At 59.2% G+C, this 23240-nt stretch carries 34 protein-coding genes and 1 tRNA gene; 25 read left to right on the forward strand and 10 right to left on the reverse strand.

Annotated features, from left to right (window positions below):
• Positions 1-20 precede the first annotated feature (20 nt).
• A complete protein-coding gene (locus tag E2A64_RS10040) occupies positions 21-512 on the reverse strand; it encodes a DUF992 domain-containing protein (protein ID WP_133284373.1) in 492 nt (163 codons plus the stop codon).
• A gap of 346 nt (positions 513-858) precedes the next feature.
• On the opposite strand from E2A64_RS10040, the gene E2A64_RS10045 reads away from it, so the two are divergent.
• The 5 genes from E2A64_RS10045 (at position 859) to E2A64_RS10065 (ending at position 5266) form a co-directional block, all read left to right on the forward strand.
• Positions 859-2136 carry an aminotransferase-like domain-containing protein gene (locus tag E2A64_RS10045; RefSeq protein WP_133285015.1) on the forward strand — a complete coding sequence of 426 codons (1278 nt, stop codon included), beginning with the start codon at positions 859-861 and terminating at the stop codon, positions 2134-2136.
• Between the two features lie 118 nt (positions 2137-2254).
• The gene (locus tag E2A64_RS10050; RefSeq protein ID WP_133284374.1) at positions 2255-3358 is read left to right on the forward strand and encodes an endonuclease/exonuclease/phosphatase family protein; all 1104 of its coding nucleotides are present in this window, start codon (positions 2255-2257) and stop codon (positions 3356-3358) included.
• 7 nt (positions 3359-3365) lie between these two features.
• Positions 3366-4088, forward strand: coding sequence for an NUDIX hydrolase (locus tag E2A64_RS10055; protein WP_133284375.1), 723 nt, complete (start codon positions 3366-3368; stop codon positions 4086-4088).
• A gap of 79 nt (positions 4089-4167) precedes the next feature.
• Entirely contained in the window at positions 4168-5088 is a 921-nt protein-coding gene (locus E2A64_RS10060; RefSeq protein WP_133284376.1) for a PhzF family phenazine biosynthesis protein, read from the forward strand.
• 102 nt (positions 5089-5190) lie between these two features.
• Positions 5191-5266: transfer RNA gene (locus tag E2A64_RS10065), tRNA-Lys, on the forward strand.
• A 110-nt stretch (positions 5267-5376) separates the two neighbouring features.
• On the opposite strand, the gene E2A64_RS10070 is transcribed toward E2A64_RS10065, so the two are convergent.
• From E2A64_RS10070 to E2A64_RS10105, 9 genes are all read right to left on the reverse strand, one after another.
• Complete coding sequence (locus E2A64_RS10070; RefSeq protein WP_133284377.1) at positions 5377-5667, reverse strand: hypothetical protein; 291 nt, start codon at positions 5665-5667, stop codon at positions 5377-5379.
• A gap of 9 nt (positions 5668-5676) precedes the next feature.
• Complete coding sequence (locus E2A64_RS17820) at positions 5677-5850, reverse strand: hypothetical protein (RefSeq protein WP_158285732.1); 174 nt, start codon at positions 5848-5850, stop codon at positions 5677-5679.
• Positions 5851-6442: 592 nt separating this feature from the next.
• Positions 6443-7477 (reverse strand): tyrosine-type recombinase/integrase, encoded by a 1035-nt coding sequence (locus tag E2A64_RS10075; RefSeq protein ID WP_133284378.1) that lies wholly within the window; start codon positions 7475-7477, stop codon positions 6443-6445.
• The gene (locus E2A64_RS10080; RefSeq protein ID WP_133284379.1) at positions 7474-7758 is read right to left on the reverse strand and encodes a hypothetical protein; all 285 of its coding nucleotides are present in this window, start codon (positions 7756-7758) and stop codon (positions 7474-7476) included. The genes E2A64_RS10075 and E2A64_RS10080 overlap by 4 nt, the downstream gene beginning before the upstream one ends.
• On the reverse strand, positions 7755-8042 hold the full coding sequence (locus tag E2A64_RS10085; RefSeq protein WP_133284380.1) for a hypothetical protein: 288 nt from the start codon (positions 8040-8042) through the stop codon (positions 7755-7757). The genes E2A64_RS10080 and E2A64_RS10085 overlap by 4 nt, the downstream gene beginning before the upstream one ends.
• A complete protein-coding gene (locus tag E2A64_RS10090; RefSeq protein ID WP_133284381.1) occupies positions 8039-8269 on the reverse strand; it encodes a hypothetical protein in 231 nt (76 codons plus the stop codon). Before E2A64_RS10090 ends, E2A64_RS10085 begins: the two co-directional genes overlap by 4 nt.
• The gene (locus tag E2A64_RS10095; protein WP_133284382.1) at positions 8266-8463 is read right to left on the reverse strand and encodes a hypothetical protein; all 198 of its coding nucleotides are present in this window, start codon (positions 8461-8463) and stop codon (positions 8266-8268) included. The genes E2A64_RS10090 and E2A64_RS10095 overlap by 4 nt, the downstream gene beginning before the upstream one ends.
• A 126-nt stretch (positions 8464-8589) precedes the next feature.
• Positions 8590-9249 (reverse strand): XRE family transcriptional regulator, encoded by a 660-nt coding sequence (locus tag E2A64_RS10100; protein ID WP_133284383.1) that lies wholly within the window; start codon positions 9247-9249, stop codon positions 8590-8592.
• A gap of 374 nt (positions 9250-9623) precedes the next feature.
• Positions 9624-10130: a helix-turn-helix domain-containing protein gene (locus E2A64_RS10105; protein WP_133284384.1), complete on the reverse strand. Its 507-nt coding sequence runs from the start codon at positions 10128-10130 to the stop codon at positions 9624-9626.
• Between the two features lie 148 nt (positions 10131-10278).
• On the opposite strand from E2A64_RS10105, the gene E2A64_RS10110 reads away from it, so the two are divergent.
• The 20 genes from E2A64_RS10110 to E2A64_RS10205 all read left to right on the forward strand — a co-directional run bounded on the left by E2A64_RS10110 (position 10279) and on the right by E2A64_RS10205 (position 23184).
• Positions 10279-10554 carry a helix-turn-helix domain-containing protein gene (locus E2A64_RS10110; protein WP_133284385.1) on the forward strand — a complete coding sequence of 92 codons (276 nt, stop codon included), beginning with the start codon at positions 10279-10281 and terminating at the stop codon, positions 10552-10554.
• Positions 10551-11141 (forward strand): hypothetical protein, encoded by a 591-nt coding sequence (locus tag E2A64_RS10115; protein WP_133284386.1) that lies wholly within the window; start codon positions 10551-10553, stop codon positions 11139-11141. Before E2A64_RS10110 ends, E2A64_RS10115 begins: the two co-directional genes overlap by 4 nt.
• Positions 11141-11914, forward strand: coding sequence for a hypothetical protein (locus tag E2A64_RS10120; RefSeq protein ID WP_133284387.1), 774 nt, complete (start codon positions 11141-11143; stop codon positions 11912-11914). Before E2A64_RS10115 ends, E2A64_RS10120 begins: the two co-directional genes overlap by 1 nt.
• Before the next feature lie 53 nt (positions 11915-11967).
• Entirely contained in the window at positions 11968-12243 is a 276-nt protein-coding gene (locus tag E2A64_RS10125) for a hypothetical protein (RefSeq protein WP_133284388.1), read from the forward strand.
• 132 nt (positions 12244-12375) lie between these two features.
• On the forward strand, positions 12376-13167 hold the full coding sequence (locus tag E2A64_RS10130) for an ATP-binding protein (RefSeq protein ID WP_133284389.1): 792 nt from the start codon (positions 12376-12378) through the stop codon (positions 13165-13167).
• 37 nt (positions 13168-13204) lie between these two features.
• Positions 13205-13759: a DUF669 domain-containing protein gene (locus E2A64_RS10135; RefSeq protein WP_133284390.1), complete on the forward strand. Its 555-nt coding sequence runs from the start codon at positions 13205-13207 to the stop codon at positions 13757-13759.
• Between the two features lie 163 nt (positions 13760-13922).
• Positions 13923-14981: a DNA polymerase III subunit beta gene (gene dnaN / locus E2A64_RS10140; protein ID WP_133284391.1), complete on the forward strand. Its 1059-nt coding sequence runs from the start codon at positions 13923-13925 to the stop codon at positions 14979-14981.
• Positions 14981-15235, forward strand: a complete 255-nt coding sequence (locus tag E2A64_RS10145; RefSeq protein WP_158285733.1) for a hypothetical protein — start codon at positions 14981-14983, stop codon at positions 15233-15235. The genes dnaN and E2A64_RS10145 overlap by 1 nt, the downstream gene beginning before the upstream one ends.
• A gap of 189 nt (positions 15236-15424) precedes the next feature.
• Positions 15425-15790 carry an HNH endonuclease gene (locus E2A64_RS18175; RefSeq protein WP_133284393.1) on the forward strand — a complete coding sequence of 122 codons (366 nt, stop codon included), beginning with the start codon at positions 15425-15427 and terminating at the stop codon, positions 15788-15790.
• A complete protein-coding gene (locus E2A64_RS10155; protein WP_133284394.1) occupies positions 15790-16719 on the forward strand; it encodes an oxidoreductase in 930 nt (309 codons plus the stop codon). Before E2A64_RS18175 ends, E2A64_RS10155 begins: the two co-directional genes overlap by 1 nt.
• A 28-nt stretch (positions 16720-16747) precedes the next feature.
• A complete protein-coding gene (locus E2A64_RS10160; protein ID WP_158285734.1) occupies positions 16748-17233 on the forward strand; it encodes a sigma-70 family RNA polymerase sigma factor in 486 nt (161 codons plus the stop codon).
• 11 nt (positions 17234-17244) lie between these two features.
• A complete protein-coding gene (locus E2A64_RS18180; RefSeq protein WP_133285016.1) occupies positions 17245-17904 on the forward strand; it encodes an endonuclease VII domain-containing protein in 660 nt (219 codons plus the stop codon).
• Positions 17901-19616 (forward strand): DEAD/DEAH box helicase family protein, encoded by a 1716-nt coding sequence (locus tag E2A64_RS10170; RefSeq protein ID WP_133284396.1) that lies wholly within the window; start codon positions 17901-17903, stop codon positions 19614-19616. The genes E2A64_RS18180 and E2A64_RS10170 overlap by 4 nt, the downstream gene beginning before the upstream one ends.
• Positions 19617-19676: 60 nt before the next feature.
• On the forward strand, positions 19677-19871 hold the full coding sequence (locus E2A64_RS10175) for a hypothetical protein (RefSeq protein ID WP_133284397.1): 195 nt from the start codon (positions 19677-19679) through the stop codon (positions 19869-19871).
• 372 nt (positions 19872-20243) lie between these two features.
• Positions 20244-20435 (forward strand): hypothetical protein, encoded by a 192-nt coding sequence (locus tag E2A64_RS10180; RefSeq protein WP_133284398.1) that lies wholly within the window; start codon positions 20244-20246, stop codon positions 20433-20435.
• Positions 20432-20584 carry a hypothetical protein gene (locus E2A64_RS17825; protein WP_158285735.1) on the forward strand — a complete coding sequence of 51 codons (153 nt, stop codon included), beginning with the start codon at positions 20432-20434 and terminating at the stop codon, positions 20582-20584. Before E2A64_RS10180 ends, E2A64_RS17825 begins: the two co-directional genes overlap by 4 nt.
• A complete protein-coding gene (locus tag E2A64_RS10185; protein ID WP_133284399.1) occupies positions 20572-20841 on the forward strand; it encodes a DUF7352 domain-containing protein in 270 nt (89 codons plus the stop codon). The genes E2A64_RS17825 and E2A64_RS10185 overlap by 13 nt, the downstream gene beginning before the upstream one ends.
• Positions 20841-21530 (forward strand): hypothetical protein, encoded by a 690-nt coding sequence (locus E2A64_RS10190; protein ID WP_133284400.1) that lies wholly within the window; start codon positions 20841-20843, stop codon positions 21528-21530. Before E2A64_RS10185 ends, E2A64_RS10190 begins: the two co-directional genes overlap by 1 nt.
• 548 nt (positions 21531-22078) lie before the next feature.
• A complete protein-coding gene (locus tag E2A64_RS10200; protein WP_133284402.1) occupies positions 22079-22867 on the forward strand; it encodes a DNA-methyltransferase in 789 nt (262 codons plus the stop codon).
• The gene (locus tag E2A64_RS10205; RefSeq protein WP_133284403.1) at positions 22864-23184 is read left to right on the forward strand and encodes a hypothetical protein; all 321 of its coding nucleotides are present in this window, start codon (positions 22864-22866) and stop codon (positions 23182-23184) included. Before E2A64_RS10200 ends, E2A64_RS10205 begins: the two co-directional genes overlap by 4 nt.
• The last annotated feature ends 56 nt before the right edge of the window (positions 23185-23240 follow it).

Consider the following 23240-nt stretch of genomic DNA (forward strand, 5'->3'; position numbering starts at 1 on the left):
AAGATCTTGCGCTCGGGCTATCAGCCCTGGACGCCGACGAGCTTCAGTTCGGCGATGCCGGCTGCGACATTGACGCCTTCCTGCGCCTGAATGCTGACCGGCTGCAGCGCGATCGAGCTGTCGGAATTGCCGACCAGGACGTTGGCGCCAAGACCGGCGGCGAACGTGGCCTCGGCGGACGCACCGACGTAATCGCCGGCAAGCTGTCCGGATGCATAGGCCGAGTCGGCCGGTGCGACTACGGCCCAGCTCATCAGAGCCTTGCCCGTCACGCCAACGTCGATGCCGAACTTGTTGATGGTGCCGACATAGACCTCTTCAGCGCTGCCATCGGCCGGCGCGTAGGTGCAGGCCAGATCCTTGCTCGAACCGAAAACCCATCCGGTACCGCCTTCGACGGTGCAGTTGAGGACGCCCAGCTTGACGGTGTCGACATCCTGAACTGCAAGCGCCGGAGTGGCGGCGGAAAGGGCAGTGCCAAGGGCGAGAATTGCGGGAAGAATGGTTTTCATAAGATAGTCCTTCTTCTTGTCGTTTCGTGTTTCCTGGGTGGCCTTGAAGTCCCGGGCTGTGGGAGGTCATTGCACGCAACGGACCAAGGCTCGCCTGGCTGACACAACGTGCGACCGCCGGGCCCGTTCCAAAATTTTTGGAGGCGGTTTTGCTCTTCCGGGGCTTTGATTGTGGCGCGAGAAGGCGCCAGTGCAGCAAATGCAAAGGCTTTCGGCCGATCGCGCAACAAACGGAAAAATAGGTCAGCATTGTTGACATAAATTGCCGTTCGTGGTCTATCGGATCATCCCGGAGGGCGCCGCCGTGGACGGTGAACCTTCGTCCGGGACAACTCCGGTGAACATGATGACCAACGCTCCCGCACTTGCCTCGCAGTCAGACGCGCGCCTTGACTGGCCGTCCTTGTTTGCGACCCGTTCGACACGGATGAAGGCGTCCGAAATTCGCGAACTGCTAAAGCTTCTCGACAAGCCGGAGGTGATTTCGTTTGCAGGCGGCATTCCCGATCCCGCGCTGTTTCCGACTGAGGCGTTCCGCGAGGGCCTGAACCAGGCGCTGACCGGGCCGGCGGCCGGGCAGGCGCTGCAATATTCGGTCAGCGAAGGCTATCTGCCGCTGCGCGAATGGCTGGTCGAGCGGATGAAAAGCCTGGGCGTGCCCTGCGGCGTGGACAACATCATCGTCACATCGGGGTCGCAGCAGGCGCTCGATTATCTCGGCAAGCTGTTTCTCTCGCCGTCCGACACCGCGCTGGTGACCTGGCCGAGCTATATGGGTGCGCTGTCGGCGTTCAACGCCTATGAGCCGGAATATGACCGGCTGGCGCCTTTTTCCAATCGCGAGCCCGGCGACTACGCGAAGATGGCCGCGGAGAAGGGCGGGGTGGTGAAATTCGCCTATATGTCCGCCGATTTCGCCAATCCCTCGGGAGAGACGCTGAGCCAGGCCGCCCGAGAGCGTGTGCTGGATCTGGCTGAAGAGCTCGACATAGCGGTGATCGAGGACGCGGCCTACCAGTCGCTGCGCTATGATGGCGAGGAAGTGGCCACGCTGCTGTCGCTGGATATCGCGCGCTGCGGCTCGATCGAGGCGGCGCGGACCATCTACTGCGGCAGCTTTTCAAAGACCCTGGCGCCGGGCCTCCGTGTCGGCTGGGTCTGTGCGTCCTCGAAGGTCATCTCGAAGCTGGTGCTGATGAAGCAGGCCTCCGACCTGCATTCCGCGACGCTTAACCAGATTTCGATCAATCATGTCGCGCGCAGCGTTTTCGACGTCCAGATCGAGAAGATCGTGTCGGTCTACCGGTCACGCCGCGATCGCATGCTGCAGGCACTTGAGGCACATATGCCGGAAGGCGTGACCTGGACCAGGCCGGATGGCGGCATGTTCGTCTGGGTCACCTTGCCCGAAGGCATGGATGGCGCGGAACTGCTGGCGGCCAGCCTGAAGCATGAAAATGTGGCTTTCGTGCCGGGAAAGGCCTTCTTTGCCGATTGTTCGGGGGCAAACACGTTGCGGCTGTCCTTTTCCTGCGCGAACGAAAGCCAGATCGATGAAGGCGTCGGCCGACTGGGCCGGGCCGTTCGTCTCGTGCAGGGACATAAGGCGGAAGATCTCTCGTAGCCGAGATCAGGTTGACGGGACTGTCGGGTGCCCGATCCCTTCCGGGGTTGGCAATGAGGGGTTTCCCTGGGCGAGCGAAGCGTCCTATGGTCGCCGCGCCATCAGCCGGGAGGGCCGCATGTCGCTCAGAATCGCCACCTTCAATACCGAGAACCTCTTGAGCCGGTTCGATTTTTCCGGCTTCCGGAACGAATTGCGACGCGACAGGGCGGTGCAACTCTACGATATCGATCACGAGCCGACCTACAAGCAGGTCGAGATTGCCCGCACGATCGCGCTGACCGACGACACGCGGCAGATGACGGCGCTGGCGATCGCCGATGCGGATGCCGACATCATCTGCCTGCAGGAAGTGGAGAGCCTCGATACGCTCCACGCCTTCGAATACGGCTATCTGTTCAAGATGGTGGGTTCCGGCTATCGCCACAAATACATGGCCAAGGGCAATGACAGTCGCGGCATCGACGTGGCCGTCATGGTTCGCGAGAAGACCCGCGACGGCCAGCCGATCGAGTTCGTGCAGATGCAGAGCCACGCGCATCTGACGTTCGAGATGCTCGACATCTGGGAGCCCGATCTGGAAGGCAAGGCGGAGCGGCATGACCGGATCTTCAAACGCGATTGTCTGGAGATCGATTTTCGCATCGGCGGCAAGCCGCTGACGCTCTACGTGGTGCATTTCAAGTCGATGGGGTCGTCCCGCGACGGAATTCCGGGCCGCGAATGGACGATGCCGATCCGCCGGGCGGAGGCCCGGGCGGTGCGCCGGATCATCGAGGAACGTTTCGGCCGCACCGACAGGAAGCGTTTCATCATCTGCGGCGATTTCAACGATTATTACGAGAAGCTGGTGATAACCGGCGACCGCCGCAACGGTTTCGAGTTTTCGCCTGCCCGCGAGAGCGGGACGTCGCTCGACGTGCTCATGGGCGACGGCTTCGTCGTCAACCCGGTGGAGAGGCGACCGGTCGATGACCGCTGGACGCTCTATCACACGCGCGGCCCGGACGAGCGCCATCTGTGCCAACTCGACTACATTCTCCTGTCGCCCGCGCTTGCGGAGAGCGCGCCTCATGCCGTGCCCGAGATCGTGCGTGGCGGGCAGCCCTACCGGACCATCATGCCGGAAGCGCAGCAGGTCGAGCGTTACCCGCGCATCGGCTGGGACCGTCCCAAGGCCTCCGACCATTGTCCGGTCGTCATCGATATTCCGATCCGTTGAGGCCGGCATGATCCCCAACCGCTCCTTCGCCACCATTCGCTCGATAGATATCCGGGTGGCGCCCGGCGATTTGCCATGGGCCGAGGCGCGACGCGCCGAGGTGGAGGCGCAGTGGGCGATGGAGAAGGCCGCCAATCCCCATATCTTCAACGGCGAAGTGCTGTTGCTGAGCGAGGTCGGCTTTCAAGACGGCCACGTCTCCGGCACCGCCCATGTCACCCGCTATGCCAACCAGATCTACTGGATCCGGCACGGGCGGCGGGACACCGGGGTCGCCCATCTGTTCAGCGCGGCGGTGATCGTTTCGTCGGATGGCGCGGTGCTCCTGGGGCGGATGGCTGACCATACGATCAATGCCGGGCAGCTCTATTCGCCCTGCGGTTCTCTCGACCGCAGCGACATCGTCGGCGATCGGGTCGATGTCTATGCCAACATGGCCCGGGAGGTCGCGGAGGAAACCGGCCTCGATCTGGCGGACGCCGAGGCCGCATCGGAAAGTCTCATCTACCGTGCCGACGGGTTGTTCGCGCTCTTTCGCATCCACCGTTTCAACCGGGATGCCGCGACGCTGATGGCGGAGATCGGCCGCCATATCGCCGGTGACGAAGAGCCTGAACTCTCGGAGATGGTCGCCATTCGCGGACCCGAGGACATGACGGGCGACATCAAGCCCTATATGGCCGATTATCTCCATCATCACTTTGGTGCTGATGCCGATCACTCTATGTGATCCGGGCATCAGCTTGTCAGGGGTTTTCGCCGTCTCCCGGCGAGCCTAATATCCGGTGAAAACGAGAACCGGAGATTCCATGACCTACTACGCGATCTACGACGTCTTTACCGATACCGCATTCGGCGGCAATCCGCTGGCCGTGGTCTTCGATGCCGACCGTTTCGACGACCGGCAGATGCAGACGATCGCGCGCGAATTCAATCTTTCCGAGACAAGCTTCGTCAGGTCCGCCGAACATCAGCCGCATTCAGCCAATGTGCGCATCTTCACGCCGGGGCGCGAACTGCCCTTCGCCGGTCACCCGACCGTCGGAACCTCCATTGCGCTCGCCGAACGGCGGATGGAAGGCAAGCTTCCCGATGAAGGCATCGATCTTGTCGAGATGCTGGAAGAAAAGGTGGGGCCGGTGCGCTGCGCGGTGCGGCTGATGCCGGGCGAGCCGGGCTTTGCCGAATTCGACCTGCCGCGCATCTCGTCGCGGATCGAGGCCAGTCTGGAGCCCGCTGACATGGCCGCCGCGCTCGGCATCGGTGTGCATGAGGTCGGTTTCGAGAACCATACGGTGACGCTCTGGAGTGCAGGCGTGCCCTTCATCATGGTGCCGGTTCACGATCTCGCGGCTGCGGCGAAGCTCGAGTTCAATGCCGAGCGCTGGCTCAGCTTCGCGCCCCAGGTCGATGGCATTCCCGCGGATTGCTATGCCTATTGCCGGGGCGGCGAGCGCCATGACGCCTCCTTCCACGCGCGCATGTTCGCGCCGGGCATGGGGATACCCGAGGATCCGGCAACCGGAGCCGCGGTTGCAGCCCTTTCCGGCGCGATCCAGCATTTCGACGGACTTCTCGACGGCGTCCATCCGCTCATCATCGAGCAGGGCGTGGAGATGGGTCGGCCGTCCTATATCCATCTTCACATCGAAAGCGAGGGCGGCGCGGTGAAAGGCGCCAGAATTGGCGGGCAGGCGGTCAAGATCGCCAGCGGAAAACTGGAGATCTGACAAACTTCGCCTTTGTTGCATTTTCCTGCCCCTGGCGGCTGGACAAGCCGGATCATTGCCTCTATATCGCCACTCGTTCCGGCCGGAAACGGCGGAGCGAGTGGGTGTGTAGCTCAGTTGGTAGAGCAGCTGACTCTTAATCAGCGGGTCCACGGTTCGAGCCCGTGCTCACCCACCAAAAACTCCCAATAAAATCAATGCGCTAGCTGGTCAGGCTGGCGCATTAGTTTTTTGTGGTTTACGGTTTTTGAGGCTTGGTTTACAGATTTTGTTCGTGTGGAGTTCTGTTTAGGCGGCTCGGTCGATCTTGCATCTAGCCCACTTTGTCTTGATCGCGGCATATGAATGCCTGTCCAGTTTAATCGTTTCGGTCCAGTCGCCTTCTGCGTTTAAAAGGTCAGCCCAATAGTCACCGGTGTCGCCAACCGGGCCAACATTCCCGCTGATAGAAGCTCGGCGGAGAACGGTATCTACAGCCGCGCCTCCGCCGACGAATTGCACAGGTTCGCACATCACCAAATCGTCGCCGACCATCTTGCACAGACGCAAGCCATTGGTGTCTTTTGGTATGTCATGCATGGCCGCATCCTACTCGCTGGCGAGTTCGCGCGTGGCGCGCTCAATGGCGACGGACCTCATGCCCATGTCATAAGGGCAGCGGGGATCCAGGTTCTCCCACGCGGGTCGTCCGCTGACACGCTTGCGTCCATCCTCGTAGAGTTGGCGAGCCACTTGCTCGATCACGTCGTTGTCGATTTTCATCAATCTCTCCTTCATTGTGGTGATTTCCTCTTATACCGCATCTTTACAAATTTGTCAAACATAAAAAACACCCACGCCAACAAAAGAAAAAAGCCCGCTTGGGAGGCGGGCTTCACGAGGGTGCCAGGTTACGGCTGCGGGGGAGGCGGGAGTGCCGCAGCCGTTTTCATCTTCTTTTATTGCTCATAACGCTCTCCTGTCTTGGGTTGACAAGAGCGTTCTACGATGTGACTACAAATTTGTCAAGCGAAATTTTACGGGTTTTTACGTGTGGCCTTACTCCCCGTGATACTGCCACAGGACCGCGTTGCAATAATTGTGAACGGCTCCGATCGTCAGCCCTGTATCGTGGCTGTGGTGCAGGTGAACAGGGTATTTGAAAAAACTCGGCGGGAACAGCCTCGTGTTGACCTTCTTGGCGGTAATGTGCGGCGCGGGCTGCGAAAGCAGTGACTCCCCGCAATGGCTGCACTTCCCGCCCTGGACTCGCGAGTACTCTTCTCGCACTTCGCGGCGTTGCTGCCAATCTAGTTCGTCGTAGATGGCGGGCAGTTCGATTTTCGGATTCGGTTTGATACTAAGTTTCGCCGTCTCACCGCCCCTCCAATTTCGCGATTGCCTGCTCGGCAAGTTCAATGCGCCCGCCGAGATAGTGCGCGTCCAGAATGGCTTCGACGTCCCGTGTGCTGTGCCCGGTGATGGCGCCGATCTGAATTGCGGTACAGCCGGCGAGCGCCAGGCGCGTAACGGCCGTGCCGCGCAAGTCGTGGAATGTCAGCCCCCCGATGCCAGCCGCGCCTGCAGCCTTGCCCCATGACGTGCGGAAGCCGTCTTCGGTCCATGGCCTGCCGCGCGTGTTCAGCAGGATATTACCTTCGCGGCGCGGCATGGCGTCGAGCACGGTTCGCAGCGGCGTGCCTACGGGGATAACGACACGCGCGCCGGTCTTTCTTTGCTTCAGCTTGATCGTCTTGCCGTCATAGGCAAACCACGTCAGGCGCAGCAGATCGCCTTGGCGCTGCCCTGTCCAAAGCGCCAGCATCAACGCAAGCTGCAATTCCTTCGGCGCGGCGGCGACCATCTTGGCGATGTCTTCGGCCTGCCAGATTTTGTCGGCGCGGTCAGCCGAATAAAGCCGTCCGCCGCGCTCGGCGACGTTGACGCTGATGCGTCCGCGGTCCTTGGCGAACGAAAGCACGCGCGCCAGCGTCGTCCATGCGTAGTCGGCGGTGCGCGGCTTGGTGGCCATACTGTCGCGCCACGCCTTGAACTCGCCGCGCGCGCGCGGATCCTGTACGGCAGCGAGCGGCATCGCGCCGAACTTCTTGTCGATCGCGTCAAGATACCGCTCGTAGGCGCGGCGTGTCTTCGGCGACTTTGTCTTGAAATCCTCGCTCGATCGAAAAAGCGCGGTAAGCGCCCGCATCGTCTCGCCGGTAGGGGCGTCGCGAGCGTCGATCAGCTTGGCGTATGCCGCAGCGAACTTCGCTTCGTCCGGGGACAGCGGACGCCCGTCCTTGTCGGCGACAAGCGGCCCGCCGCGCCAGGCGTAGTGATAAACGCGGACCTTGCCGTTTGCGAGCGTCTTCTTGACGCGGTGGACTCCTTTAAGTCGGATGCGGGTCATGGTGCTTCCTTGAGGGCGGGCGGCTCGGTGAGGACGGCGTCGAAGTGCACTTTTATTGCGGCATCAAGGGCGGCGCCCAAAGTGCTGTCGTTGGGCGGGACAAACGACCTCATTTTGCCGCGCGCTGCGGCGATTAGATCTGTCGTTTCTGGCGCCGCCTCGCGCATATCCGCGACAGCAATCCGCGCGCGCGCCATATACCGCTCGCGCTCGGTGCGTGGCATTGACAGCCATTCGCGCCCGTCGAACTTCGACTGCCCGCGCGCCACTTTCTCGATCATGTTCGTGGTTTCTCTCCAAGCGCGGCGTCTATCATGGCTTGCCAAACGTTCAACGGCGAGGCGTCTAGGTCACCGCTTCCACCCGGTCCAAAATCAATTTCCGCATCTGATGGCGCGTCTTCCATCCCCTTGGTCGGCTCGCGCATAGCCTCAATCGCGGCGCGGGCTAATGCTGTAAATTCTTCGGGGCGGCGATCGTAAGCATCGTCTCCAGTCATGCCGTAATCGCCACCCTTGTGCGCTTCATTCGCAATAGCCCGCGCCACCCGTTCAACCATATTCATTTGCCACCCTCCTGGCTGCGCTTCCATGCCTCGAATGGGTCATTATCATTCGCCGCATCAAGCCCGCTCATCTTGTCCAGCGCGATCTTGATGGCCTCGATATCCCACTTGCGACCCGCGACGGCGCGCGGCAGTCGCCCCTTGTCGACCCACTGCGAAAACGCAGTGGGTGACAGGCCACAATATGCGGCCGCCTTTATTCGGCTGACAAGTCTTGGCTGGGTCATGCCGCCATCCCCACAGCCGCCGCCATTTCTTCCGTCTCGATCTCCATCGCCAAAATGCGCAAGGCGCGTGCCTGTTCGCGCAGACGCCGATCGCCGGTTCTGTCGGCCTGGCGCTGATTGTGGTCGGCGACGTTGCGAATGCGCCAGCTCGGAATGCATTCGGCGCGTGCGCGTTCGATTGTTACAATGGTCATGATGTCTCTCCGTTGTGGTGGTGGTTAGTCTCGCACCCTAGCGTTAACTTAACAAATTTGTCAATCAAAATGTCGCGAAAAGCTACAAATTCGTAAACCCCATAAAATTTTACTGGGAAAGTGAAATTAGACGTAGCGGGCGCCGACGACCAAATGAATTCCGCGCACGTTCTCCGCCGGGAACTCGATAACGGCGGGCGGATTTAGCTGCTCGACGCGCACGACTTTGTCATCGCGTCCGCGATAGATTTTCACATAAGCTGACGTTGCCGGGCCTACGCCATCGTCCGCAACCTGTATGACGCAATATTTCCCGACTGGCACGGGGCGAGTAGGGTTGACGTGGATGCGTTCACCTGGCTCGTAACGCGGCGCCATGCTGTCGCCGTGGACGTAGACCATGTAGCCGCCAGGCACATTGACCAGTTCACCCGGAGTTTCAGCCCAATCGACGGGATCATCAAGAGACACGATGCGCGACAGGTTGCCAGCGCTCGCGCGCCCCACTATCGGCGTCATTCCTTGACGCGGCTTTGGCTTGGGCTTCGGCGCTAGAAAGTCGACGCCAAGCACCTCCGCAAAGCGAGCCAGATTTCGCGGGTTGCGTGTGCCGCCGTTTTCTATTTTGGAAATAGCTGCGACGCTCAAATTCACGCGCTCGCCAAGTTCGGTCTGAGACCACCCGCGCGCCTCGCGCGCGCGCCGGATTGCTGCCCCTAAAGTTTTCATCAATACCACCAGGTAAATGCAAAATAGTGAAAATTTTACTTTTTTGGTTGACCGCAAAAGTAAAATAGTGCAAAAGCGTGACCATGGAAAGCTTCCATGGGGGAGAATCGCTTATGCTTTACCACATCGTCAGACCTGTGCGGATTGCGTCGCGTCAACTTGAAACAGGCTGGGAGCGCCGACTCCCGGCTTTTCATGCTTTGTTTAGTGTCAATCGACGGCAAACCTTGCGGCCGGCACCACCCGTTAATGCCGTCAATTGACAATGCGGCCATACCGTGCGGAGAGACGAGCGCTTTGGGCGGGCGTCAAAAACAGCGGGTGGCCGGCTACCCACCACCACAGTGGGCAAGATGTGCGTATCAGTGCATTTGATATTTGTCAAGCCGTTCAATCTGACACCATGTCACTTTCGGGCTCGATGCATTGTGTCATACCATTTCCATAAGGGTCACAACATGCACCTCGCCGTCGAATTCCTCTCCATCGTAGATACCGACTCGCGCGGTATCATCGGCGCTGCGAAACACGACTGTGTTGCCTGGCATGGGCTTGATTTTGGGGTTTATCCAGATGTGATGCCCGCCAACTCGAGCCGCATACGTGCCGCGCGTGTTTGGTTTGGCGTAGCCGATAGCAGCCCGGTCAAACCGAAGGTCGCCGTTGACGTCGCGCCCCATGATCGGCGCCCCCATGTCCGGCATCTTCGTGCTTGTGCCGCCACCCTGCAGCGCCGCTTCGTTCGCCAGTTCGGCGACCTCTTCCGGCTTGATGCGCAGAAAGCTGGCAATGTCGGGGTATCGGATAGGGCGCGGAACGCTGCCCTTCTTCCAGGTACTGAAAGTCTGCTGCCCCCAACCGAACTTCGCGGCGATCTCGCGCTCCGTCATGCCGCGGCGGGCCTGCTCGTTTTCCAACATTTTCGATAAGCGGGACATTTTTTACTTGCCTTATATCCGTGTTAACGCTAAAAACGGGGTATGACAAATTTGTTAAGCGTTGTCAAGTCATTTAGAATCGCTTAACATACATTCGTCGACGGGTCACCAACCCATCGATGTCACCACGCCAAAAGGAGAGACCATCTTGACAGACGTTGAGAGAATGCGCGCCATGCAGGCGCAAGGTGAATCATTGTCCGCAATCGGCCGCGAATTCGGAATTTCGCCGACTGCTGTTTTCTACAAGCTCGGCGGCGAGCGCAAGAGACGCGAACCACAACCCGACAACACCAAACATCCAGACCGCGTGACACGCTACGGCGCCTATAACGGCGGCTGCAGCACGCGAAGCGGGATGCGACCGACGACACTGGTTCGCATTCCGACGATCGACGGCCCGGCCGAAACGGAGGCCGCGTGATGAAGCTGCCAGGTAATTTTAATGCCGGCATGGTGCGGAATATCTTGGCCGGAGACCAGGGCTATCTTTCTTTGGCGTTCGCCTTTTGCGACACAGAGCAAGGCGTAGATTTCTGGCTTGAGCAGTGCGGCGAGCTGACGCCAGAAGGCATCCTTGCCCTCAAGGAAATGCTCGCCGAATACGAGCGCCAGAACGGCGTCGAACTGGTCGAAGAAATCGACAACGAGCCGAAAGCCAAAACAGAAGCACCCGCCGCAAACGCGCCGGAACCGGAAAGCCCTTGGGCTTCTTCAGCCGCGCCTCCACCACCACCAAAAATCGACCCCGACGTTTTCCACGAAGAATTCTTTCGCGGCGAACTCGTCTGCCTGCGCCTTTCGCCCGATGTTCACGGCATCGTGATCGGCGACAAGGATTGGGGCACAAGCTACCTCGTTCGCCTCAAGGGCAGCGTCACGCCGATCTGGTTCGAGAACTGTGAACTCCTGTCGATCGAGCCGCCTTTCGACGGCGACGACGGGGAGTCCGCCGAAGTCATTAACCTCGACGAATATCGTGCCGCAAAGGCAGCAGGGAGTGTCCACTGATGGCAAAGTTTAAAAAGGGCGATCGGGTTCGTTCGCTGAAGGACGAGAATACACACGATGGGTTTATGGCCGCTGGTTCGTTGGCGACCGTAGACGAAAACAACAGTATTTGCCCTTACGTCATTTTTGATGGTCAGACTTGCGCATGGGCTATTCACGAGGAAGACATCGAGCCCGCCAAGCCTGCCAGCAATTTCAAAGTCGGCGACCGCGTGCGGATCCTCGACACTGTGCCGAGTGGTTGGTGGTTTGAGCCTGGAATGGAGGCGACGATCGACTTCATTGACGAAGGCGAGCTTCCGTACCAGATAGGCTTCGACGGCATCAGCGTCGGCTTCGACGGCATCAGCGTCGGCTTTGTTGGCGATGTGCATATCGAACTCGTAGAAACCAAGCCGCAGCCGCACTTCAATGTCGGCGATCTCGTAACCGGCGAGCACTGGATGTACGGAGGAGACCTAACCGGCAAGGTTATCGAAGTCGATGTCGGCTGCGAGATCGCCGAATATCGCATCGCCGACGGCTGGCTCAAAACCGGCACAGTCAAGGCCGCGCAGCCAAAACCAGCCCACATAGTATGTTTGCTCGACGACAAGGGCTCCCCGAAGCCATCGGCGAGCCCGCACCCGCACTACTCCGAAGCCGAAGCAACCAAGGAGGCAGAGTGCCTTGCGCTCAAGCACCCAGGCAAGCGGTTCGCGGTCTACAGCCCCGGCGCGGTTCGCGAGGCCGAAACAGTTACGACGACCAAAGCGGTTTTGAAAGCAGCCTAATCCAAAGGCGTGCCGACCACCAATCGGCGCGCCCACCACCACCGGAGAGACGAATGAATATTTTTCAGAAGATCGCCGCGCGCGATCACGACGACGCAATGCGCCTCGGGAAGCCGTCGAAAGACGAGGCGGCACTCAATCGGCGCCTGACATTTTTCAGCAACATGACCGGCGGCAAAGGTTTCCGCATGCCGCCCAAAGATCCGAAGACCGACGCCGATAATATGACGCGAGCCGATCGGCGGCGCGCCGCGAACGCGCGCGTTAACTGGCACCCGGCTGTACCGGCGCAACACCTGCATTGCGCAGCTCGTCGCCGGGCCGCATGACAATCCACGCCAAGGAATACGGCGTTACGGCAAACGGTGGGCCGCCGTTCGACTGGCGACCCACCGTCAAGCTGGTAATCGCGTTCGCCGCGCTTTTGCTTTTGTTGCAAATCATCACTTAGGGAGACCCCATTGGCTATTTCACTTAGCGAACTAAAGTCGTCGAAACGCAAGCATCCGCCCATTATCGCGATCTATGGCAGCGGCGGCATGGGTAAAACCAGTCTTGCTGCCGAATTCCCGAACCCTGTTTACTTGCACACGGAAGGCGAAGAAACGCCGACCGATGTGGATATCCCGTCGGGGGAAATCGAAACATTCGATGGCCTTCTAAACGTGTTTGGCGAGTTGCTGACCGAAGAGCATGAGTTCGAGACGGTTATCATCGACTCGCTTGACGCGGTCGAGAAGCTGCTTTGGGCGCATACTTGCGCCAGGATGGGATGGGACACAATCGACAGCAACGACAAAGGGTCTCCGACAGCGTTTGGTAAAGGCTACCTCGAGGCTGACAACGACTGGCTTGAATACATTGCCGCCGTGAAAGCCATGGCGCGCAAGGGTATGCATGTCGTCCAGATCATGCACAGCGAAGCCAAGAGGCACGACGACCCGATGGTCGATTCCTACGACCGTTACCGTCCGAAGCTTCAAAAACGCGCGACCGATATCATCATGGAAAAAAGCGACGCGCTGCTATTCATGATGAAGCGGCCGTCGATCAAGACCACAAAGGAGGCTTTCGGCAAGGAGAAAAGCAAGCCCATCGGCGCGTCTGGATCTGAGCGGGAAATCTACACCGACGAGCGCGCCGGATTCTTGGCCAAGAACCGCCTGAATATGCCGGCGTCGATCCCGTACAAGAAGGGCAACGGGTACGCCGAGCTTTCGAAATACTTCTACGCAAAGCCCGAAGCCGCCTAACCAACCAATCACCACACCACCAACCGGAGAGACGAAATTGGCTAAACTTGGACAAGACTTTGACCCGCAGGCTCACGACACCGACGCGCAGCCGGATTACAGCGAACTTCCGAACGGCGACTATTTGCTCGAAATCGAGGTGAGCGACGTCGGCCCGAACAGCAGCGGCACCGGCACCATTCTCAAGACGACATTCCAGGTCATCGAGCCGGAAGAATTCAAGGGCAGAAAGCTTTTCGGAAACTACAACCTCGAGCACAACAACCCGAAAGCGCAGGAAATCGGACAGCGGCAGTTTGCGCAGCTTTGCCGCGCCATCGGTCACACCGAACGCGTCGACGACAGCGAGGAACTGCACTTCCGCGCATTCATGGCCAAGGTCGGTCTCGGCAAGCCGTCGAAGGACGGGCAGTACCCCGCGCGCGCCGAAATCAAGAAGTACTACTACCCCGACGAAGGCAATCTTCCGAACCCGGCGATCGACGACAACCAGCCCGCGCCTCCGGCGAACGACAACCGTGCGGCTGCGAAGCCTGCGGCGCGTCCGGCTGCTGCTGCTGCGGCCGGAACGAAACGACCCTGGGGGAAGTGAAATGGGCGGGCCTGCTTTTATCGGCGCGATCGTCGTCGGCGCATTAGCTGGACATCTTATCGTAATGGGTCTGGTTTATTGGTTCGTGCTACTTTTTGGGTAGCCGCCTAACCCACAAAGGGCGCCGTCACCTGCGGCGCCCAACACCACCAGGAGAGACGAAATGAAAATCACGATCGAGCGCGCCGCGCTGCAGCGCGCGTTGACTGCGGCTGGTCGCGTCATTGAATCGCGCAACACGCTTCCCATTCTCGCAAACGTCTTGCTGCGCTCCGAAACCGGTACGCTTTCCATTCACGCGACCGACCTTGATATCGAGGCCGTCGCAAAGGTCGCCTGCGAAGGCGAAGACGGCAGCGCGTGCGTTGACGCAAAACTGCTTACCGGCATTGTTGCAAAGGCTGGCGGTTCGGAAATCACGCTGGAACTCGTCAACGGGTCGGTGATCATCAAGAGCGGGCGGTCCAAGTTCAAGCTCGGCACGCTTCCGATCGAGGACTTCCCGCAGCTCTCCGACGCCACGTTCGACGCCGAATTCGACATGGATATCGCCGCGGCATTCGCGCCGGTTCGGTTCGCTATCTCCAACGAGGAAGCGCGTTATTACCTCAAGGGCGTTTTCTTCCACGCCAAGGACGGCAAGTTTGCTGCGGTCGCAACGGATGGCCACCGCCTGGCGGAAAGCACTGGCGAGATAGACGCAGAATTTGCCGGCGTCATCGTGCCGCGCAAGCTGTGCGAAATGCTGCCCGCAGGCAACGTCTCGATTGCCGTTTCGTCGACGCGGATCCGCCTCACAACGGCGGCGCTCGTCCTGACGTCGAAACTGATCGACGGCACCTACCCGGATTACATTCGCGTCATCCCGACCAGCAACGACAAGATCGTCACCGTTGACAAGGCGGCGATGACCGCGGCAGCAGATCGCGTTTCGACGATCGCCACCGAGCGCGGCGCGGCGGTCAAGCTTTCTATTGCGCCGGGACAGATCGCATTCTCGAAGGCGGCAGACGGCAATACGGCCGACGACGAAATCGCGGCTGAATATACCGGAGAGCCCGTCGATATCGGTTTCAACTCGAAATACCTGCACGAGATGTTTGCCGTCCTGCCTTCCGGTCCCATCGACATTCACGTCAACGACGGCATGTCGCCGGCGCTCGTGACCTCGCCAGCGGTCGAAGGCTGGCGGGGTGTTCTTATGCCGGTTCGGGTGTCGTGATGAGTACCGTAACAATCCAGGTGGATGTCGACGTTGATGACATCCTGGAAGCCATGACGCCAAAACAGACCGCCCGCCTAAAGGACGCGCTTGAGTTTGGCGATAATGAGCGCCAAGCGGCGATTGACGCCTGCGCTGCGATCCGTCGCGGCGACACGATGGACGCGCTTACGATCCTCGAGCTCGAGTTCTTTCCGAAATATATGAGCGAGGCCGCGGCGAACGAAGCTTACCGCAAGGCTATGAGCGGCTAGCACGCGCGCCAAGGAGATGAAATTTTGGTCAATACACCCAAGCCATTGCCCCCGCGAGAAGTTATACTGTCGTCCCTAAACTACGACTCCGAAACAGGCGAATTTACCTGGGCGATTAATAAGCGTGGGCGAGGGGCTAAGCTCGGGCAAGTCGCCGGGACTTGGAAGCCAGATGGGTATTTGTCGATAATGATCTCCGGCAAGCGATACCCCGCCCACAGACTGGCGTGGAAAATTATGACTGGTCGCGACCCTGGGGAAGTTGTCGACCATATAGACGGAGACAGAAAAAATAATAAATTTTCCAACCTCCGAGATGCGAATTTGGTCGGAAATTCTCACAATTCCGCATTAAGCTCAAGAAACACTTCAGGGGTGAAGGGTGTCAGTTTTCATAAGCGATCTGGACTTTACCAATGCCAAATCATGGCCAATGGCAAGTACACTTCCGTAGGGTACTTTAAAGATGCGCAGGCGGCTGAAAAAGCCGCCAATGCAGCTCGGCTCACTCTGCACGGCGAATTTGCATGTGCCGGGTACCGGGGAGCCTCCTAATGGCCCCAATCCCCAAAGCAGAAGCGCGCACCGTCTCAGCGATTTACGCCGCATACGAAGCTGCGAACCGGCATTATGACAGCCTCGGCATCAGCGTCGGCGAGATCGGGAATCCTTGTGATAGGGCACTGTGGTACGGGTTGCGGTGGGCATCGCAGCCGGAAACGATCGAAGGCCGCAAGCTTTCGATTTTCCGGACCGGCGACCGGTGGGAGGAGGTGCTTACCGACGACCTGGAACGCATCGGCGTCGACGTCTACGGCAGCCAGGAACGCATTCGGCTTCTCGGCGGCCATGTACGCGGAAAGATCGATGGACGCGCCATAGGCGTGCCTGAAGCGCCGAAAACGGAACACCTGTGCGAGTTCAAGTCGAGCAACGACGCCGGCTTCAAGGAGATCGTCAAGAAAGGCTGCAAGGAAGCCAAGCCGCTGCATTACGGGCAGGTCCAGCTCGGAATGCACATGTTCGGGCTAACGCGCGCGCTATATCTGGTTGTTAACAAAAATGACGACGCGCGGTACGCCGAGCGGATCGAATACGACATCGATTATTGTGCGCGCATCCTTGCGCGAGCGCAGCGAATTATTGACGCGCCGGAACCGCCTAGCGGCATTTCGAAGGATCCGGAATTCTTCGGCTGCATGTTCTGCAAGCACAAGCCCGTCTGCCACGACAAGGCGACGCCGCGACACACTTGCCGCGTGTGTATTCACGCCACGCCAGAGCCGGGCGGCGACGCGCACTGGTCTTGCGCGCGGTGGGCTAAACCGCTGTCGATCGACGAACAGAAATCAGGATGCCCGGCGCACCTGACTATCCCGGCGCTGATACACGGCGAGCAAATCGACGTGAACGAAGAAAACGAGTCGATCACGTACAGAATGCCGAATGGCGAAATTTGGGTTGATGGCGCTACCAACGCCTAGATCGACCACCACCACAGGAGAGACGGATATGGCTAACGCGCCGCCCATTCACGCCCGCCCCGGCTGGTATGACGAACTCATCAAAGCTCACCTGCCTGCAATCCAGAAGCGATCCTGGATTTTTGCAAGAAGCCCTCACGAGGCCGACGACATCGTCAACGACACGGTCGAGCACGCGCTCAAGCACTGGCACAGCTACACACCCGGCCGCAATTTTTACGGCTGGTGCTGCCTTGTCATGCGGGCCGCCGTCTACAAGGCGCGCCGCAAGAAGCGAATCTCGACAGAAGACACGGAAGCCGAAATCTCGATCGACGCAAACCAGGACGCGGCAACCGACCTTGGCGTCGTTCGCGAAGCGCTTGCCGACATTCCTGACGGCGGAATGCTGATCGAGCACGCGGCGGGGTTCGACTACAGCGAAATCGGCGAGCGGTTTGGCGTTTCGCGGCAGCGTATTGAGCAGCGCGTCAAGCGGGCGCGAAATCGGTTGCGCAAGAAGGTGGGTGGGTGATGAGTGTTGAAATGGCGGCAAACGATAAAGACTTCTGGGCAGGATTGGACATTTCAAAGCTACCATCATCGGGGGTGGCTGCGCGAGACATTGGGTGTGTTTTTTTCTACACAGGAATTGAGTGCCTGCATGGGCACGTCGCGCCAAGGTACGCAAAAGGCGGGAGATGCGTCGCGTGCGCCCACGCATCCGCAGAACGGGATAGGCTCGCAAACTGGACAGGCAAAAAAGGCGCCGCTCGAGCCCACCTAATCAGGTCCCTAGCCTCAATTGACGGCCATCGAGTTTATGTCCCTGAAAAACCGTGCGTGAATGGCCACTATCTGCGCTGGACCGGATCAAATAACTGCGTCGAATGCGACAAGGAAAATCGCGTTAAATATGCTGAAAGCCGGCGTGAAGCCAGGCTGAAAAAGAAATACGGCATAACAAACTCTGAATATTCAGAGTTGGCAAAAGAACAGGGTGGGAAGTGCAAAATATGCACCCAATACCCCGTTAACGACCAACCTCTGCACGTTGACCATTGCCACAAGAGCGGTGCGGTTCGGGGACTTCTTTGTTCGCGATGCAACCAAGCAATAGGCCTTCTTTGCGAAGACGTCAGCCTGTTTATGGCGGCGGCCGAATACATCAAGCAGGCGCGACAAACGAAAGTGGTAGCGGGATGAAATTCAGCCCTCGATATTACCAGATTGAGGCGGTCGACGCGATATTCGACTACTGGTCGTCGACGGCTGGGCACCCGCTTGTCGATATGGCCGGAGGGTCCGGGAAAAGCGGCACCATGGCCATGCTCATCAAGCGTCTTTACGACGGATGGCCTGATATGCGAATCCTGTCGTGCGTCCACGTTGAGGAACTGGTCGGCGGCAACTTCGAAGAATTCGTCGGCATGGCTCCATTTGCGCCAGCCGGGATCTACGCCGCTAGCATCGGAAAGCGCCAGTCGCACGCGCAAATTCTTTTTGCGCAGTTGCAGACGGTTTGGAACAAGGCCCAAGAGATAGGCCACGTCGACGTCATGATCGTCGACGAAGTGCACCTCGTCCCGAACGACAACAACACCATGTACCGTAAATTGATTGACGCCCTGATGGCGATCAATCCGGATATGAAGATTGTCGGGTTTACGGCCACGCCTTACAGGCTTGACTCGGGCCGGCTGGACGAGGGGGAAGATCGACTATTCGACGCAGTCGTCTACGCCTATAGTGTAGAGCAGGGCATAGACGACGGATATCTCTGCCGACTGACAAGCAAGCCGTGCGACTTCACATACGATACGGGCGGAGTCCGCCGCCTTGGTGGCGACTTCAAAAAGTCAGACCTTGCCGTCGCCACGGACAAGGACGAACTGACGCGCGCCGCTGTCGCAGAGATCATGCGTTACACCGACCTTGAGGACCGAAAGACGGCTGTCATTTTCTGCAATGGCATCGCGCACGCGGAGCATGTCCGCGACGAGATACGTGCACACGGGAAGACGTGTGAAGTCCTTAGCGGAAAGACACCAAAAGGCGAACGTAGACAGATTATTTCCGACCTGAAGAGCGGAAAGCTTTGGGGCTGCACGAACGACAACGTCCTGTCGACCGGAACGAACATCCCGTGCATTGACCTCGTCGCAGATCTTGCCCCGACAGAATCGACCAACCGCTATGTGCAGCGCGCCGTGCGCGGTACTCGCGTCGTTTGGCCGGTCGGCTTCAACCCGGACTCGACCGATGCCGCCGGGCGCAAGGCGGCAATAGCAAGCAGCACAAAACCGAACTGCCGCTATATGAATTTTGCAGGCAACATTGAGCGCCACGGCCCGATCGACTGCGTTACACCTCGTGCCCCAGGCAAAGGGACGGGAGAAGCGCCGATCAAGGTCTGCCCGCAAGATGCTGGCGGATGCGGCGAGATGGTGCACGCCAGCGCCCGCGTCTGCCCGAACTGCTTCCGGGAATTCGAACTTCTCGAGACGCCAAAGTTTTCGGCCAAGCCAACCGACGTCGCAATTTTGCAGTCCACCGCCGAGCCGGAGACGCGCCGCGTGACGAAGCGCGTGTTTCGCTACCACGAGGGCAAGGCTGGCAAGCCGGATAGCGTCAAGGTCGCTTACATGACGGGCCTGACGCAGATCAACGAGTGGGTTTGTCCGGCGCATAGCGGCTTCGCGAAACAGAAGGCCGACCAATATTGGTTCAGGCATCGCGGGAAAGATCCGGCACCGAGCTCGCCGCTAGAGTGGATCAAGCGCCAGGCGGAGCTTGCCGACACCGAAGAAATCAAGGTGCGTCCGGATGGCCGATACTGGCAGGTTTTGAGCCAGACCGTTGCTGCGGTGAGTGTCGAGGATTGGGGTGCGGAAGTCGACGACGGGATTCCGTTTTAATTAGCTTGACAAATTTGTTAAGTTAACGCTAGGGTGATTGCAGGATAAGGAGAGACGGACATGGAAGACGGATGGATTGAATGGAATGGCGGCGAGTGCCCGGTTGAATTCGGTAGCACTGCATGGGTGAAGCTTCGCTACGACGAAAGGCCGTTGCACGTTCCTCGTCCCGAAGAGATGAGATGGCAGCACGGGACATCTGGTCGCCCAACTTCTGGCGGCGACATCATCGCCTATCGCGTGGTGAAGCCATGACCGAAGAACCCCCCATCGGCCTGCGCATCAGGTGCCTTGAAGACCGAGCGCGCAAGCTTGAAGAGCGCGTTGACACCTTGACGGAAAGGCTTTCCGCCCTAGTCGGTATCGTAACACTCTGCGCGCTCTCCGCAGTGGTTATTGCCACTTTCGCCCCATGACCTCCGTCATCCACGGCTACGCGGATGGCGCGGCAAGCAAGCCATGGCGGTACGACTACGATCGGCTGCCAGCGGTTCATCAGATCCAATACGAAATAGGCCGACACGTCGCCGCATGGGCGCGCTGGGCTGGTTTTCAACCAAAGCCGACCGACACCACAGACGTGGTGCTCAGGAGACGCGACAAATACCTGCGCGGGGAGTGACCGACATGGAAACCAAGCGAGAAGATGACTTCACGCCGCACGATGGAAGACCGCGTCCGGTTCCTTCGTTCGCGAGCGTCGATATCAAATTCCGGGACGGCGATATATTCACAAAACAGCGCGCAGGCCACTGGATTTGGGAACACCACAATGACCCGTCCGACATCGTTGCTTACCGCATGGAGTCCGCCGAATGATGGACCTTATCCAGCAACTCGAAAGCGCAATCGAATTCCTGCGCTGGCGCATCGCCAAGAAATCAACACCAGAACTTTGCGCCGACCTGGCGCGGGCGCTCAAGCTGAAGCGCCGGGCTGAGAAGGAGGGTGAGTCATGCGAGCTGTAATCTACAAATACCCGTTCAAAATCGATGATTGGGTTGACGTGAGGATGCCGGTCGGAGCTGAAATTCTTTCGCTTCAAGTGCAGGACGGCGTGCCAACAATATGGGCGAAAGTCGCACCTCATCAGCAGGAAGCCACAAGGCGATTTGTCGTCCTTGCAACGGGGGAGACTTTCGTCGACGCGCTGATCGGCTACTACATCGGGACAATCCAGCTTGACGGTTTCGTCTGGCATATTTTCGACCAAGGTAATCGGTAATGACCGCAACCATCGGCCACAACCAGCCACCCGCTGACGAGGCGGTTTTCACCGAGATCACCGACCTGTTCGACGAGGCCAAGAATTGGGCCGACGGCGAGCCGATCGACAGCGACGAGATGCACGACGCCATCACAAAGCTTAAAGACGGATTGCACGAAGCCGGAAAGCGCGCCGAGGAGCTGCGCGTGGCCGAGAAGGCGCCGATCATCAAGGCCGGCAAAGACGTCGACGCCAAATTCAAACCCTACTCCACGAAAGTCGAACAGGGCAAAAAGGCACTGTCCGACCTTCTTGCTGCATGGCGCAAGAAGAAGGCCGACGAACTCGCGGCAGAAGCGAAGCGCAAGGCGGACCTTGCCGCCGCTGAAATGGAAGCCGCGCAGGCCGCAATTCGTGAGACGAGCGGCAACCTGACGGCGCGCGTCGATGCGGAGGAACAACTTTCCTATGCGAAGGACTTGGAGAAAAACGCCAAGCGCGCGGGAAAGGCCGCGACGACGGGCTTGGGGCTGCGCACCATTTGGCACGCCGACATTACCGACGCTGCGGCGGCGCTCGATTGGGCATTCGAGCAGGACGCGGCCGCATTCACGGACATGGCGACCGAAATGGCGCAGCGTGCCGTGAGGGGCGGGAAGCGTGACATTCCGGGTTTCAGAATCTGGGACGAGCAGGTGGCGCGGTGATGAAAAGGCACATCGGAACAATCGCGCACATTGACAACGGAAAGACGTCACTTACGGCGGCCTTGTTGCGCGTTCTTGACCAACAAGAAAAATGCCCGCCTACAGACCTCACCTACACGGACGCCCCTCGCGCTCTCCGATACTACGCCAAGAAGTTCGAGACGGGCGAAATCACGCGATGGGACTTGGCGGCGCACCTTCTTGAACAAGCTGCCGACATCATCGAGACGCATGAGGCTTCCCGATGACAGACGACTCCGACCTCCTGCCGTGCCCGTTCTGCGGCGCAAAAGCCAAAAGCTACCACCGGCCCGACGAAAGCGGATGGCAGAATACGGACTGGATTTGCTGTGACGCTGGCGACGACGGGATCACGCCGGAGTGCAGCGCGAGTACGTGCCTATTCGAAAGCCGAGAGCAAGCCAAAGCCGCCTGGAACAGGCGGACATAAACGGCCAAATCTGACGCCTAACCAGCCATAAGCAGCCATATTTGGCCGGTTGCCACACCACACCACGACACCACGACACCACGCCAGGAGAGACATAATGCGCATTGAACAGATCGGCGACTGCACGCTCTATAATGGCGACTGCCTGGAGGTGATGGCGAGGCTTGAGCAGGTCGACCATGTGGTTAGCGACCCGCCGTATGAAGACGAGCTACACAAGGCAATCGGCCGCATTCGCCGGAATGACGGCCGCGAAATGATTACCGAACTTGGCTTTGGTGGCGTCAACTCGTCGCGCGCCGATATCGTCAAGGAAGTTGTGCGCGTGTCGAACGGTTGGGCGATCCTGTTCACGCTTGCCGAAGGAGTCAGGGCGTGGCGCGACGAACTTCAGGCACGTGAGGCGAAATACGACACATGCATTGCGTGGGTGAAGCCAGACAGCACGCCGCGCATGAATGGGCAGGGACCGGCGAGAGGCTTCGAGTGCGCAGTGACTGCGTGGTGCGCGCCAGGGTATCGAAAATGGAACGCAGGCGGAAAGCGCGGGGTCTACACCCACCTAACAAACCAGCGCGACAGGGACGGGCGCCATCCGACCGAGAAGCCAATCCCACTCATGCGGGAACTGCTTTCTGACTTCACTAATCCGGGGCAACTTATCCTTGACCCGTTTATGGGCAGCGGCACAACAGGCGTTGCTTGCGCCAGGATGGGTCGTCGGTTCATCGGCGTCGAACTCGACCCAAAGTATTTCGACATTGCTTGCGAGCGAATTGAGAAGGCTTACGCGCAGGGCGACATGTTCGTTGAGGCAACGAAAGAACCACAGCCGCTAGACATGTTTTCACCAGCCAACGACAACGCCGCAGAGAAGGCCGCATGACAGAGCCCATAACATGCCACGTCTGCGGCTTTCGCGCCACCGGCCTCGGCATCGCGCAGCGCAACGCGGACCCGAAATGGCTTTGCACGGAATGCGCGCTTATCGCCGAGCGAATCCGCGAAGTGCGGCGCATGGATCCGTATGAATTGAAAGCGCTCGACGGTGGCGTCGATGCGGCTGGCGACTTTATTGCGGCGAACGGCGCCGACCTGTCCGAATACGACGAGGAAACGGCTCGCATGCTTTGCAAAGCCGTGTGGAAGGGGTGCGCCGATCGGTTGCGGCATTTGTTGGTGAATGGGGAGGCGCCGTTTTGACCATTTACAAGAGGCTATACCGCCGCCCGTTTGATTGGTTTTGGCGCATGTGGTTC

It is taken from the genome of Pseudohoeflea suaedae (genome assembly GCF_004354915.1).
GTDB classification, from domain to species: Bacteria; Pseudomonadota; Alphaproteobacteria; order Rhizobiales; family Rhizobiaceae; genus Pseudohoeflea; species Pseudohoeflea suaedae.